The organism is Vibrio sp. 10N.222.55.C7 (assembly GCF_041473335.1).
Classification (GTDB): Bacteria; Pseudomonadota; Gammaproteobacteria; order Enterobacterales; family Vibrionaceae; genus Vibrio; species Vibrio crassostreae_C.
On record NZ_JBFRSC010000005.1, the window covers coordinates 1 to 15117 of the forward strand.

The 15117-nt window shown below is 43.9% G+C and carries 10 protein-coding genes and 2 tRNA genes; 5 read left to right on the forward strand and 7 right to left on the reverse strand.

The features are described 5' to 3' along the window. Positions 1-66: 66 nt before the first annotated feature. The 4 genes from AB4482_RS01320 to AB4482_RS01335 all read right to left on the reverse strand — a co-directional run bounded on the left by AB4482_RS01320 (position 67) and on the right by AB4482_RS01335 (position 2869). A tRNA-Ser gene (locus AB4482_RS01320) sits at positions 67-157 on the reverse strand. A 418-nt stretch (positions 158-575) separates the two neighbouring features. Next, positions 576-666 (reverse strand) — tRNA-Ser (locus AB4482_RS01325). Positions 667-804: 138 nt separating this feature from the next. Next, positions 805-2613 carry a DUF3413 domain-containing protein gene (locus AB4482_RS01330; RefSeq protein ID WP_017065981.1) on the reverse strand — a complete coding sequence of 603 codons (1809 nt, stop codon included), beginning with the start codon at positions 2611-2613 and terminating at the stop codon, positions 805-807. 28 nt (positions 2614-2641) lie between these two features. Beyond that, positions 2642-2869: a YejL family protein gene (locus AB4482_RS01335; protein ID WP_004734063.1), complete on the reverse strand. Its 228-nt coding sequence runs from the start codon at positions 2867-2869 to the stop codon at positions 2642-2644. A gap of 84 nt (positions 2870-2953) precedes the next feature. Between AB4482_RS01335 and yejK the strand changes: the two genes are divergently transcribed. From yejK to AB4482_RS01350, 3 genes are all read left to right on the forward strand, one after another. Beyond that, positions 2954-3958 (forward strand): nucleoid-associated protein YejK, encoded by a 1005-nt coding sequence (gene yejK / locus AB4482_RS01340; protein WP_017061190.1) that lies wholly within the window; start codon positions 2954-2956, stop codon positions 3956-3958. A 105-nt stretch (positions 3959-4063) separates the two neighbouring features. Beyond that, on the forward strand, positions 4064-5467 hold the full coding sequence (locus AB4482_RS01345; RefSeq protein ID WP_017061189.1) for an Hpt domain-containing protein: 1404 nt from the start codon (positions 4064-4066) through the stop codon (positions 5465-5467). Between the two features lie 76 nt (positions 5468-5543). Next, positions 5544-6722: a hypothetical protein gene (locus tag AB4482_RS01350; protein WP_017065980.1), complete on the forward strand. Its 1179-nt coding sequence runs from the start codon at positions 5544-5546 to the stop codon at positions 6720-6722. A 104-nt stretch (positions 6723-6826) separates the two neighbouring features. Here the strand turns inward: AB4482_RS01350 and nhaC are convergent, their stop codons facing one another. After that, a complete protein-coding gene (gene nhaC / locus AB4482_RS01355; RefSeq protein WP_017063453.1) occupies positions 6827-8263 on the reverse strand; it encodes a Na+/H+ antiporter NhaC in 1437 nt (478 codons plus the stop codon). Between the two features lie 500 nt (positions 8264-8763). Between nhaC and asd the strand changes: the two genes are divergently transcribed. Next, positions 8764-9882: an aspartate-semialdehyde dehydrogenase gene (gene asd, locus AB4482_RS01360; RefSeq protein ID WP_017061186.1), complete on the forward strand. Its 1119-nt coding sequence runs from the start codon at positions 8764-8766 to the stop codon at positions 9880-9882. A gap of 152 nt (positions 9883-10034) precedes the next feature. Here the strand turns inward: asd and AB4482_RS01365 are convergent, their stop codons facing one another. Together AB4482_RS01365 and AB4482_RS01370 are read right to left on the reverse strand one after the other, a co-directional pair. After that, positions 10035-10877 carry an ion transporter gene (locus AB4482_RS01365; protein ID WP_029235134.1) on the reverse strand — a complete coding sequence of 281 codons (843 nt, stop codon included), beginning with the start codon at positions 10875-10877 and terminating at the stop codon, positions 10035-10037. Between the two features lie 149 nt (positions 10878-11026). Beyond that, the gene (locus AB4482_RS01370; RefSeq protein WP_017061184.1) at positions 11027-11665 is read right to left on the reverse strand and encodes a YchE family NAAT transporter; all 639 of its coding nucleotides are present in this window, start codon (positions 11663-11665) and stop codon (positions 11027-11029) included. A gap of 638 nt (positions 11666-12303) precedes the next feature. Here AB4482_RS01370 and adhE point away from each other — a divergent pair. Then, a complete protein-coding gene (gene adhE, locus AB4482_RS01375) occupies positions 12304-15009 on the forward strand; it encodes a bifunctional acetaldehyde-CoA/alcohol dehydrogenase (RefSeq protein WP_017061183.1) in 2706 nt (901 codons plus the stop codon). Positions 15010-15117: the final 108 nt, after the last annotated feature.

Here is a 15117-nt window from a genome sequence, read left to right on the forward strand (position 1 = left end):
ACACATTTCAGGACGGGACAGCCAGATACAAAAAAGCCGCTGATTTCTCAGCGGCTTTCTTTAAAGTGGTGGAGGGATAGGGATTTGAACCCTAGAACCGCTATTAACGGTTGCCGGTTTTCAAGACCGGTGCTTTCGACCACTCAGCCATCCCTCCAATGGCGCGTATGATATAAGGGTGGCTTTCGCTTGTAAATACCCTTATTAACTGACTGCTTTTTTTATGAACGCTTTTTGGTGTTTTTGTTCTGAATGATTATTTATTGTTCGGTTTATTAAGAAGCCGACAAAATCTAATATTCAATAAGCCAAGTATTCCCAACTTTTGTTATACGTGAAGTGTTTCTGTGCTATTAAAAAAGAAAGTATCTAATTGGCTTGCAGGTAAAGTTATGAGGGGAGTGGCTTAGGCGCATGAACTTTTAGTTTAGAACGGTGAGATCGGAATTTAAAACTAGGTATAAAGTGAATGGGTTTGAAACTGGGACTGTAGAGAGTTTTGTTAGATGAGCTTTATATTTTAAAAAGCTTCAGATGCAAAAAAGCCGCTGATTTCTCAGCGGCTTTCTTTAAAGTGGTGGAGGGATAGGGATTTGAACCCTAGAACCGCTATTAACGGTTGCCGGTTTTCAAGACCGGTGCTTTCGACCACTCAGCCATCCCTCCAGTGGCGTGAATAATATAAGGGGTGGAGGATCTTGTAAACCCTTAATTTTCATAATTTTGTTTTGTTGCTTGTTTTCTAATCATTCACGGCAATAAAAAAGGGAAGCCATTGGCTTCCCTTTGCTGTTTGCTGATTATTTAGTCATTTTTTGTGTAGAAACGCTGTAGCTCTGTCAGGCCTTGCATCAACACAGGTAAGCGAGGGCTTACGTTTTTCAGGCGCTTGTAATTTTGGTCGTACAATTTGTAGTTACCAAATTTATCCAACACCGTTGTTTGCTGGTCAGTAACAAGAGCAAGTTCACGAGAGTCGCCCGCGAGAATCCACTTTCTGTTACGTTCATTAAACAGGCTGCGACCACTACTGAAATCTGTTGGGTTCGAAGATACACCCAATAGCTCTTGCATCAGTGTTACTGACACGTCTAGATGACTAGAACGGTGGGTGTATTCAGAAGCAGACTTGCCAGGCCAGCTGATAAACAGTGGTACTTGTAACTGATAACGACTGTAGTTGGAGTTTGCACCCCAGCTGTTGGTTTTGGTTTCGTTAAACTCAGTACCGTGGTTAGAGGTAATGATAACCACCGTGTTATCGGCAAGCTCTAAGCGTTCCAGTTCAGCGTAGATAGTTGCTAGCTGAGCATCGGCCGCTGTCGCCGACTTTTGATAGTCTGCTGCAAAACGCTCTGCTGTCGTTAGCGTAGAGTCCGACTCTGAACTTGAATCGTAGCTGGCGAAGTTATCCAGTGTGGTTAATTCAATAAAGTTAAACCAAGGGCGTTTAGCTTGCGGTGATTGAATCCAGTTAGACCAAGCTTTTATGGCACTCTGGTCATCATAAGTTGCTTGCTCTGGCATCACATCACGGCCTCGGAAGATGATATCCGAGTACAGTGCATCACTAAAGTTGTCGCCACTGAAAGCAGCGAACTTGTAATCGTGATTCTCTAAAACATCGAGCAATACTGCGCTTGACCCCTGAGCTTCAATGCTGCTTGCGTAGCTGCTCGGTAGGCCGTAGAACAAGCCAAAAATACCAAACATATCGTTACTTGAACTGTAGTGGTTGGTGAAGTTGATCGACTGTTGTGCGTAGGCATAGCTGTTTGGCATCGCTGTCGCATTAAGAGCGTCAGAGCGAAGGTTGTTCACACTCACCATCAGGATATTAAGATCATCACTGCGGCGGTTGTATTGAATTTTTTCTAGCGGGTAGCTAACTAGGTTTACATTCTCTTTGTTCGCTTCTAAACGCTCAAGGTACTCTTCACGGTCTAATAGGCCATGTTTTTCCATAAAGCTTTTCGCTGTCATTGGGTAAGACAGTGGGAAGTTCGCTTTCTGGCTAGTAATTGGGTTATAGAAGTACGCATCAGCCCACATGTAGGTCAAGTGGCTGCTGATGAAACACAAGAAGAAGACGGCAGTAATCGGACGGCCAATGTGTTTATGAGACAGTTTACGCTGCTTACGCCAAACCCACTCAGATAGACCGAGTTGCAGCAAGAATATAAGCGGCATAACAATGAAGAGGTGCTGCAAATCAGACGTGAATGCAGATTCCTCTCCACTGAATAAAACCTCCCACACGACAGGCGTCAGGTGGAGGTTTATATTTTGATACGTTTGGGTATCAATCAGTAGGACAGTTAAACCTATGGTCGCGAAGATAACGGCAACCAAACGTAATAACTTCCTCGACGGAAGAATAAAAGTGAGCGGGAACAGCACTAATAGATAGAGCGCGAACACTAAAAAGCCAAAATGACCAACCCACGATGCAGCCAAATAGAATTGGCCTAGCAAGGTTTCTGGCCAAGCAGATTGAGTAATATAACGAGTACCAATCAACATCGCAGCAATGATGTTGAAAAATGCAAACCAGTGACCCCAACCAACCAGTCGAGATACACGATCGCTATATGAGTTTGCGCTGTCTACCATTTATAATTCTTTTATCCGTCAATCAAATTTAGTGAGACTTTTTATCTTCAAGAGAAGAAATTAAAGCCTCGGCAAATTTTTCAGCAATTCCTTTGCGTTGTGAAGCAGCAACATTCTGATTTAAGACATTGGTTGCGATATTTCCAGCGATCATCAGTGAAAGTTCTGGCGAAGCTTTGTGCTTAGTTAGTACAGCACCTACTTCAGCTAGGATTTTTTCAACTTGATCATCTGTGTATTTAGATATAATCGGCATAAGGACTCTAATAATGATAGTAAAAGCGGCTTATGATAACCTACTATGCACGACAACTGAAACCTGAACGGTAATATTTTCACTATGAGCCTTCACCTTTCCAACGTAATTTTACACCAGCTGAGCAAGAACGATCAGGATGAGCTGATTGTTAACTATCGTGCTGAATCTCTAGAAAACGATGCTTCATCTGAAAGCCTAGTTGCTGAACTTCACCGTGTTTTTAATTCAAAAGCAGGCAAAGGGTTTGGTTCTTTCAAATCTGACAGCGAATTCCAGCAGTGGTTGCATCAACTTCGTGCTGGTGAGACAAACTTTTACGATTTTTCTCAAAAGAGTGCGCAACGTCTAAAAGACGAACTATCAAAGTACCCATTCGCTGACGAAGGTATCTTGGTAATGGCTGAATATCAGTCACTTGCAACAGATTATCTTTTCATTGGTTTATTGCCTTCAAACCAAAGCCTAAAGGTAACTGAAGGGCTTGATATTAGTGCGACTGACTACCTTGATATCTCAAAAATGGATATCGCGGCTCGTCTAGACCTTTCAACTTATGAGACTGATAAAGAGTCAAACCGTTACTTAACTTACATTAAAGGACGTGTTGGCCGTAAAGTCGCGGATTTCTTCTTAGATTTCTTACAAGCTGAAGTTGGTTTGGATGCGAAACAGCAGAACCAAGTACTGATGCAAGCGGTAGAAGACTTCGTTTCTGACTCTAAATTAGAGAAAGAAGAAGCGATCAGCTACAAAAAGCAGGTTGCGGATTACTGTAACGAGCAGCTTAAAGCGGGCGATGAAGTACAAGTTCGTGAACTTTCTGGTGAGTTGCCAGCAAGCACAGATGGCACAAGCTTCTTTGACTATACTAGTGAGCAAGGCTACGAGTTAGAAGACAGCTTCCCAGCCGATCGCGCAACTATGCGTAAACTAACAAAATTTGTTGGTGCTGGTGGCGGTTTGAATGTTAGTTTTGATAGTCTGCTTCTAGGCGAACGTATCTTTTACGATCCGGAGACAGACACGCTAACGATTAAAGGCACTCCACCGAACTTACGTGACCAACTGACTCGCAATAAGTCATAGTCCGAAGTTAACGGATAAAAGCGGCAGCAGGACGTTGTCGCTTATTTTGTGCTTAATCTTTTAGCTACGGTCATGGCTTCAAGTTAACACGCACAAGGAATATAGATGGAACAATCAGTAGCAAAGCCCAAACGCTTTAAAAAACCAGCCACCTTTTTGGTTGTGCTCTTGGCTCTGTGGTTACTTCCTTCATTGGCTCTTCTTAATCTAAGCCGTTCCTACACCAATTCTCTAGCTCAAATCGAAGAGCTCGGTATTCGAGTCAACGAATTGAGGCAATCGCTTTATTTCTCAGAACCGCTTCGAGTCTCTCGTATCAATGATCTCGCACTCGATGCTCAGTTGGTTTATTCGATCCGACTGCAGATTGAATCTGATTTCCAACACGCCTTGTTTCGTCCTGATGTCAACCAACTGTTGTACGTAGCTGATCAGTTCCTAGAAAAGTTCGATGAGTTCATTCCAATAGAAAGCCAAGTTCAAGACATCGTTGATAACATTAAGATCTTGCGTGCTGATAAAGAGCTTTCCCCTCAGCTAAAACCGCTCCTCAACGAATTCGGTGTTGTGGTATTTGAAGCCATGTATTCTGAAAATCAAAGTTCGTCAGCGACTTATCGCGCCTTTGATTCCATTCTAGAAAAATCTTATTCCTTAGAAAACGAAGAACAAGATGCACTCCAACAACTACTGGCTGATGCGTCAGCATTGTTGAGTGATTACGCTCAGCTTAACTATTTGGTTGATAAGATTAAGAAAAACTCAGTAAATGAACAGATCATAAAACTCGAAGCTGAGTTCCATGATCGTCAATTCAACCTATTGTTGGTGATGCTAGGCTTAAGCTTGGTGGCGATGAGCGGGATAGTGTTTTGGGGCGTTAGGTCCACAAAAACGATGAAAGAAGCAGACCAAGAACTCAGCTCTGAACTAGAAATTAATTCAAGTAAGGAAGACGCTTCTTATAGCGATGTTGTTTCCTCAGCAGTGAAACAAGCAGATAGTGACGCTTATGTATCCGAGAACAGGCCAACGCGCCAGTCTTCCGACTCTCAACCTCCGCAGAGCGTTAACGTTACAAGCCAACCCGTTGTACCGCAATACTCTATTCAGCAAGTCCCTGAACAGGCGCCAGTAGTAGAGAAACACGTTGCCAGTGTCACAGATTCAAAGCCTGCGATTGATATCGAAGACATGTTAGAAACGCTCGATGGTGATGCTGAGTCTGTCGAACTCTTGCTTGGTGTGTTTGTACAAGACCACGCAGGTGACTACGAGAAGTTTAAGTCTTTGTTGACCAAAGATGAAACCTCCGCGGCTCGCATTGTACATAGCTTAAAAGGCGTGGCTGGCAGTATTAAAGCGTCTCGGTTAGCCATCATTGCCGCAACCATTGAAATGACAATGAAGCAGTCCAGTGCGATCAGTGAACATGATTTAGCTGAACTAGAGCAGGCTATAAAAGCCTCTGTGGATTCTGCTCATGAATATTTAGACAGTCAGCGTTAACTTTTACAGGATTTTTGACAATACTCTGACGAAGCGCTCATACAATCAGCGCCCTTAGTCTTTGTCAGAGGTTTATATGTTACGAGTTTCGAGTCGAAGTTGGATGGTGTTGGTGCTTAGCATTGTGCTAAGTGGTTGTTCTCTCTTAGAAGTTAAGTTAGATAGTCAAACGACGCCTCTCACTCAACAAGAGTTAAATGCTCGGATCATGACGCGTGAATACGCCAAGATGTTCTTTACACGAGTAGAAGATTCGGCCGATCTCATCGCGCAATCTTACCCTGCTGATGACACCTTACATCAATCTTATGTGTTGCTTTGGAAGATCCATGCAGAGCAGGGCTTACAACAAGCGGCTTACCAAACTTCCCCTATGTCTGCGTTAATTGACTCGTGGGTTTTCACTGCCCAAATGAATCAGTTTTATAGCCAAGGCGACGGCGCGGATCTGTTCGCGACGGATGATGCAGTAGAGACCGCTCGTTTTCTTGATCAAGAAGCCGAGAAGCTGGCAAAGGGTGTATTGAGCTCGAGTGATTTCAAAAACAGCAAAGCGTTCGTTGCTCAGTTTTCTGCTAGCCACCCATTTAAAGACCTCACATTCAGAAGCACACCTGCTTACCGTGAATGGCTAAATTACCTTGGTAAAGACGAATCGCAAATCGTCCAGAGCTTAGGCACCATGCCAGAAGCAATGAGTGACGCATCTGATCGTTTAAGCCTTATGGCTGACCAGACACCAAAACTGATGTCGTGGAAGGCGGAGTTGGTTGCATTGAATAGCTCACTAACGGGTGAAGACCTATCGATGACGCTGGAAAGCCTTCGTCAAACATCAGCAAGCATGCAAGACTTCATTGAGAACAATCCGGAGTACATGCAAACACTGGCTTCTATTATGTCGACAGAAATGCAACCATTGCTCAACGACCTCAGTGATAAAACCGACCAAAAATTAGCGATGCTGAGTGATGAACGTGTGGCATTAGAAAAAATGGTGACACGTGAGAGAGAAGCTCTAGTAGAGATGATTGCGAAAGAGCGCATCGAGATTGCCGGCATTGTGACTTCAGAAAGAGAACTGTTCACGCAAGACCTTGATCGCGTCTCTCAAGAGGTGGTGGTACTGGCGATTGATAAGCTAATGGAGTTAATCAAAGGTGTGATTATCTACTTCATCCTGTTTATCTTAGTAGTGTTCTTTGCACCGTTAGGCATCGGTTACTGGTTGGGTAAACGAACCGCCAATAAATAGATAAATAAGTAAATCAGCAGATCAAAAAAGAGCGCTCTAGGGCGCTCTTTTTGCATTTAACCATTAACGTTTTGAGTTATGTTCGAAAGCGTTAGCTCCTGAACTTAAGCTTGTTGCTTGCTTAACTCTGTTGCTTCTTCAGCTTCAAACGCTGGTGCTGTTGGTTCACACTTATCAACGAACCAACCCATGTAAGATGTCACGATAGTCACGATGATACAGATGAAGCTTAACCACATGAAGGGTGCGTAAGACAGCGTCGCAACACCAAGAATACTTGCCATGTAGATACCGTTATCACTCCAGGGAACCATACCCGACGTTAGCGTGCCACCAAACTCAGCATTACGAGATAGGTTCTTACGCTTGTAGCCTAAACGGTCGTAGTTTTTCGCACAGATTTTTGGCGTAAGGATTAACGATACGTACATTGCAGAACCGAACACGTTACCCATGAAGGCCGTACCAATTGTGCTCGTCGCTAGTGAGCCTGCGCTGTTTACGCGGCGCTCAAACACCTTAGCGATTGTCTCTAGTACGCCCACTTTATCCAGTAAGCCACCGAAACCTAGACCAAATACGATAACCGCAACTGAACCTAGCATTGAAGACATGCCGCCACGGTTAAGAATCGAATCAATAAACTCTACGCCAGATGAGATTGAGAACGGTGCCCAAGCAGTGTTGAATGCCGTTAGGAAGTCGATATCTTGGATCATGACTGCCCAGATAATACCCAGCAGAGAACCAAAACTGATGACCGGGAATGAAGGCATACGGAAAGCCAACAGACCAAGCACGATAAGTACCGGAACGAATGAGTAAGGCGTGATGTAGAACTGAACTTCCATTGCTTTGATTACAGAGTCTACTTGGCTCATGTCAACGTTGCCCGCGTAGTGGAAACCAAACGCAGTAAACATGATGCCTGTAATCACGTAGCTGATTAACGCAACTGGAAGCATGCCCTTGATGTGTTCAACCACTTCAACACCAGACATTGAAGAAGCCAGAATCACTGAATCAGAAAGAGGAGACATCTTGTCACCGAAGTAACAGCCTGACAGCACGGCACCTGCAGTAATCGGTGCTGGAACACCTAGGCCTTGGCCGATACCCATCATCGCGATACCTGCTGTACCCGCAGCACCCCAAGAAGTACCGGTCGCCAATGCAGTTAGAGAACAGATGATCATGGTCGCTAAAAGGAAGATAGAAGGGTGGATAGCTTTCAGACCATAGTAAATGATAGTAGGTACGATCCCGCCTGAGATCCAAGTACCAACAAGAGCGCCAACGGCTAAAAGTATTAAAACCGCGCCTAAGCCATTGGATATTCCTTTGAGTGCTGCTTTTTCTAAGTCTTTGTATTGGTGTCCAAGACGAATACCAAGAACCATGATAATGAACCAGCCAATATACAAGGCAAGTTGAATTGGAAGGTCAAGCTTTGCAGTAAAGGAAAAAGCAAGGGATAGAAATAGTCCTAACGCGATGAATACCTGCAATAGGTTCGGTAGGCGAGTTTTACTCTGCTTCATAAAAGCCTCTTGTGATTTCGAGCATTTATAGTGCTTCGTTATAGTGTGTGGTGCAAAACGGACACTACAGTAATTAGTTTATTATATCGAAAAAATACGCCCAAGTTGTGATATTTGACTGTTAACTCAATCAATTGTGGTTTCATAATCTAAATTTTTGTTACATTCATGATTGTTACATGTTGAAATCTGTCGCGCGTTGTTTTCGTTTTGTAAAATAAAACTCTGATTAACCTTGGTTTAAAAGAGGGATTTACTGTTTGTGATGAGCGTCGATTGAATCGACTTTGGCGATGTAAATGTTTGAATTTGACGATAATGGACGCTTAATCAATGAGGTGGAGATGGAATGTCGATACAGAGATAACTGCACGATTCATTACGTTCACTTAAAAGAAACGAAAAAGTTACACTTTTTGACAAAAAGCACTTGAGTTCTGTTTCTGAAAAACTTATAGATGGGGGAGAGCAATTTTTAATTTATACATGGAGAGTGAGCGATGAGAGTAGGTCTAGTTGGTTGGCGCGGTATGGTTGGTTCTGTACTGATGCAACGTATGGTTGAAGAGAAAGACTTCGACTTGATTGAGCCTGTTTATTACAGCACATCTCAGATTGGTATTCCTGCCCCTGTTTTAGGTGGTAAAGATGCGGGTCTACTTCAAGACGCTTTTGATATTGATAGCCTAAAACAGCTTGATGCTGTGATTACCTGTCAAGGCGGCGATTACACATCAAAAGTATACCCAGCACTGCGTCAAGCAGGTTGGAAAGGTTACTGGATTGATGCAGCATCTACTCTGCGTATGGATGCTGATTCAATCATCACTCTTGATCCTGTTAACTTGGCTCAAATCCAGCAAGGCATTCACAGCGGCACCAACACGTTCGTTGGCGGTAACTGTACTGTGAGCTTAATGCTTATGGCTCTAGGTGGTCTGTACGAGAAAGGCATGGTTGAGTGGATGAGTGCCATGACTTACCAAGCAGCTTCTGGTGCGGGTGCTAAGAACATGCGTGAGCTGATCTCACAAATGGGTGTGATCAACGACAGCGTAAGTTCTGAGTTAGCAAACCCTTCAAGCTCAATTCTTGATATCGATAAGAAAGTGGCTGATACGATTCGTTCATCTTCATTCCCAACAGACCAATTTGGTGCTCCGCTTGCAGGCTCACTGATTCCTTGGATCGATGTGAAGCGTGAAAACGGTCAGAGTAAAGAAGAGTGGAAAGCCGGTGTTGAAGCGAACAAGATTCTTGGTCTAGATGGTCAGCCAATCCCAATTGATGGTACTTGTGTACGAATCGGTGCAATGCGTTGTCACGCTCAAGCACTAACGATCAAGCTTAAGCAAGACGTGCCAATGGACGAGATCGAAGAGATCATCGCAACGCACAATGATTGGGTTAAAGTGATTCCTAATGACCGCGACATCACGGCACAGGAGCTAACACCAGCGAAAGTAACAGGCACAATGTCTGTACCTGTCGGTCGTCTGCGTAAGATGTCGATGGGTAACGACTTCCTAAACGCCTTCACGGTTGGTGACCAACTACTTTGGGGTGCTGCAGAACCACTACGTCGTACTCTACGCATTATCCTTGCTGAGAAATCGTAATAGGCAAGATTGCTTAAATTCTATTAGCTGATAAACCGAAAGGGTTGACGACAAACGTCAACCCTTTTTAGTTTATTGCTACCTCGTTATTCGGCCCTCGAAACTGCCCTTAAATCTCTTCGCATCTCGCTACTCGAATCTCGTGTCTGCTTTTATTTCTCGTCGGTGACGACACGCTTGTCTGGATCCGCTAATTCGCTAGCACAGTGCTTGCAATACATGGCGTCTGAATCATGACCCGCTCGGTTACAGTTCGGGCACTTAACCAATTCTTTGTGCGAGTTCATCTCATTACTGAGTTCTGCAGTAATGATCCCGGTTGGCACTGCTAAGATAGAGTAACCCAATAGCATGGTCAGTGATGCTATGGCTTTACCAAGCGCGGTCTGCGGCACCATGTCACCATAACCTACCGTAGTGATAGTCACGATGGCCCAATAGATACTGTGAGGAATACTGGTGAAGCCATTGTCAGGACCTTCAATAACAAAGATCAAGGCGCCAAAGATAACCACCAAGATGCCGACGGTGCTAAAGAAGATCAGTATCTTTCGTCGTGCCATTAATAGTGAGCGCAACAGAATATTGGAATCTTGCAGGTAGCGAACCAGCTTTAGAATTCGGAAGATACGCATCACACGCAGCAGTCTCACCACACCCATAAATGAAGCGCCTGGGAAGATGATTGCTAGGTAGGTCGGAAGAATCGCCAATAGGTCAACGACACCATAAAAACTGGTGGCGTAAGATTTTGGCTTTGGGGAGCAATAGAGCCTTAACAAATACTCAAGAGTGAAGAGTGCAGTGAAGGTGTATTCGATATAACGCAGCTGTTGTGACCATTCGGTCATCACATTAGGGATGGATTCTAAGATCAGAACCAACAGCGAAGCCAAGATTGCAACGATCAGAGTTATATCAAATGCACGTCCGGCTGGCGTGTGAGTACCAAAGATAATGACGTACAAATGATGCTTGAGTGGCTTGCGTGACATAAGGAGAGGTTCGTCTTCTGTTAAATGCATTAACAGTCATTATACAAGCTTCATAATAACGAGGCGAGTGAAAGCCCAATTGCTTTACTCGCCTCATCTATATTTCAATATTGTTGCCCTTTATAGAGCAACCGAAATGTTGTTAAACGTTATGCCAAGCCTGGGAACAGATTACGTAGGCCATTGGCGATGAACTCGATGCCCAATGCGCCAAGAATCAGGCCCATGATACGAGTGATCACGTTGATACCCGTTTGACCTAAAAAGCGAACGATAACCGGCGCTGAACGGAACAAAAGCCAAGAGCACGTTGCGAATGCGATGATGCTAATGCCGATGCCGACCGTATCAATAGCAGCAGGGTAGCGAGAACCATAAACAATGGTCGAGCTGATTGCACCTGGGCCTGCCATTAGCGGCATAGCAAGTGGAACAACGCCGATCTGCTCTTTGCTGATGTATTCAGACTTCTCTTGTTTGTTCTGCTTATCTTCACCGAGCTTACCGCTCATCATCGAAAATGCGATGCTCAATAACAGTAAGCCACCAGCAACGCGGAATGAATCCAACGAGATGCTAAACATATCAAGAAGCATTTGCCCTGCAACAAGTGACATAATCAAGATCACGGCAACAGCAATATTTGCTTGTAAGGCTGTCCTGTTCCTCTCTTCTGGCGGCATATGAGCAGTAAGAGAAACAAAAACAGGCATGATGCCGATTGGGTTTACGGCAGCAACAAGCCCAAGGAAGAATTGCATAAAAATTGCGAGTTCTAAGCCTTGCATGAGAGCGATCTCCAGTTAGCGTACTTAAGGTTGAAGGGTTGATCTGTGAATAGTTTAGGCGCGTAATGTAAGGGACAAACTCAATTTACGCGAATGAAAAAAACTAACTTGAAATGGGTGATTCTTTTTAGAAAAACTAATTGAATCTCACTTTTGTTTTAAGCCTGTTGCAAGCTAGTTGGTAGTGTTTCATTTTGTAATTTATTATTGAGTAACTGTTAACCGACGCACGAAATTAATAAAAATTATGTCAGAATCTAGCCCGTACAACGCTATGGATATACTCTCAGTAGCACGAATATAGCTGTATACATGTAATTTAACGGACTAAAAATGAAACTTTTTTACAGTTTATTACGCTATGTAGAAAAAAGTTGTCTGTTTGCTTGTTTTTTGCGCGAACGAAAAGTGTGAGTTTAATCTATATAAATCATGCTCTTAAGTTCATTTTTGCGATTGCCTTACTACTTTCTGGTTAATTCTTTTTGGGTAACTGATCTGGGTCAATTTTTTTCACACAGTGAAATAATATACTCAGCCCTGAAAGCAATTTACTAAGAACGCTGGTGTTTAAGGTTAACGGCAAGCAGCGAATTTAATAAAAAGTTTTTAATATTTATTATTTTAGGAGATCCACCATGCCTGTAACTAACTTAGCGGAACTTGATGCTCTAGTAGCTCGCGTTAAAGCAGCACAAGAAGAGTTTGCAACATTCTCTCAAGAGAAAGTAGACGCAATCTTCCGCGCAGCTTCTCTTGCTGCTAACCACGCTCGTATTCCACTTGCTCAACAAGCAGTTGCTGAATCTGGAATGGGTATTGTTGAAGATAAGGTTATCAAAAACCACTTTGCATCTGAATTTATCTACAACAAATACAAAGACGAAAAAACATGTGGCATCTTAGAAGAAGATGACAACCTAGGCACAATGACTATCGCTGAGCCTGTAGGTATCATCTGTGGTATCGTTCCAACAACGAACCCAACTTCTACAGCAATCTTCAAATCTCTAATTTCTCTTAAGACACGTAACGGCATCATCTTCTCGCCACACCCACGTGCAAAGAACTCAACTAACGACGCAGCGAAACTAGTTCTAGACGCAGCTGTTGCAGCGGGTGCTCCACGAGACATCATCGGTTGGATCGACCAACCATCTGTAGAGCTTTCTAACGCGCTTATGAAGCACGACGGTATCGCACTTATCCTTGCTACTGGTGGTCCAGGCATGGTTAAAGCAGCATACTCTTCTGGTAAGCCTGCTATCGGTGTTGGTGCTGGTAACGTTCCTGTCGTTATCGATGAAACAGCTGACATCAAACGTGCTGTAGCATCTATCCTTATGTCTAAGACTTTCGATAACGGCGTAGTATGTGCTTCTGAGCAAGCTGCAATCGTAGTTAGCGAAGTATATGACGAAGTTAAAGAGCGTTTCGCTTCTCACAAAGCTCACGTTCTATCTAAAGCTGACGCTGATAAAGTACGTAAAGTTCTGCTTATCGACGGCAACCTAAACGCTAAAATCGTAGGTCAACCTGCTCCAGCAATCGCTGAAATGGCTGGTGTTAAAGTTCCTGCTGATACAAAAGTACTTGTAGGTGAAGGTCTTGGTAAAGTTTCTTACGATGACGAATTCGCTCACGAGAAACTATCTCCAACTCTAGGTCTATTCCGCGCAGATGACTTCGAAGACGCAGTTGCTCAAGCGGTAACTATGGTTGAAATCGGTGGTATCGGTCACACATCTGGTCTTTACACTAACCAAGATACTAACGCAGACCGCATCCGTTACTTCGGTGACAAGATGAAGACTGCTCGTATCCTAATCAACATCCCGACTACTCACGGTGGTATCGGTGACCTGTACAACTTCAACGTTGCACCTTCTCTAACTCTAGGTTGTGGTTCATGGGGTGGTAACTCTATCTCTGAGAACGTAGGTCCTAAGCACCTTATCAACAAGAAAACTGTAGCGAAGCGAGCTGAAAACATGTTGTGGCACAAACTACCTAAGTCTATCTACTTCCGTCGTGGTAGCCTTCCAATCGCAATGAGCGACCTAGAAGGTAAGAAACGCGCATTCCTAGTAACTGACCGTTTCCTATTCAACAACGGTTACGCAGATGACGTAGTTAGCTTGCTTAAAGCACAAGGCATCGAAGTTCAAACTTTCTTCGACGTAGAAGCGGATCCAACGCTATCTGTTGTTGAGAAAGGCGCTGAAGCAATGAAGAGCTTCCAACCTGACGTAATCCTTGCTCTAGGTGGCGGTTCTCCAATGGATGCTGCTAAGATCATGTGGGTTATGTACGAGCACCCAGAAACTCACTTCGAAGAACTAGCAATGCGCTTTATGGACATCCGTAAACGTATCTACAAGTTCCCTAAAATGGGTCAAAAAGCTGAGCTTGTATGTATCACTACAACTTCAGGTACAGGTTCAGAGGTTACTCCATTCGCTGTTGTTACTGACGACAAGACTGGTGCTAAATACCCACTAGCTGATTACGAAATCACGCCAAACATGGCTATCGTTGATGCGAACCTAGTAATGAACATGCCTAAGTCTCTAACAGCGTTCGGTGGTTACGATGCAGTAACTCACGCTCTTGAAGCTTACGTATCTGTTCTAGCGAACGAGTACTCAGACGGTCAAGCTCTTCAAGCTCTTAAGATGCTTAAAGAATACCTACCATCAAGCTACAAAAATGGTGCGGCTGACCCAATAGCTCGTGAGAAAGTACACAACGCAGCAACTATCGCTGGTGTAGCATTTGCGAACGCATTCCTAGGTGTGTGTCACTCAATGGCTCACAAAATTGGTGCTGAGTTCCACCTACCACACGGTCTTGCTAACGCACTACTTATCTCAAACGTTGTACGTTACAACGCGAACGATAACCCAACTAAGCAGACTGCATTCTCTCAGTACGACCGTCCACAAGCACGTCGTCGTTACGCTGAAGTTGCTGACCACCTAGGCCTAAGCCAAGCTGGTGACCGTACAGCTCAGAAGATTGAACGTCTACTGACTTGGTTAGAAGAGCTTAAAGTTGACCTAGATATCCCACTATCTATCCAAGCTGCGGGTGTTAACGAGTCTGACTTCATCGCTAAACTAGACGAGCTAGCTGTTGAAGCGTTCGATGACCAGTGTACAGGTGCTAACCCACGTTACCCTCTAATCACTGAGCTAAAAGAAGTTCTAACAACTTCTTACTTCGGCCAACCATACGTTGAAGGCGAAACTTTCGAAGGTACTACAGTTATCCTTAAGAAAGCAGACCAAAAGCCAGCTGAAGCGAAAGCGCCAAAAGCTAAAAAAGAAAAAGCTAACGCATAATAAGTAAGCATTAGTTTTGAGATAAGTTTTCGCTAGCACGATACTTATCTATCGGGAAAAGATGAAAGCCCCAGTCGAGAGACTGGGGCTTTTTTTAGGTTCATCGCG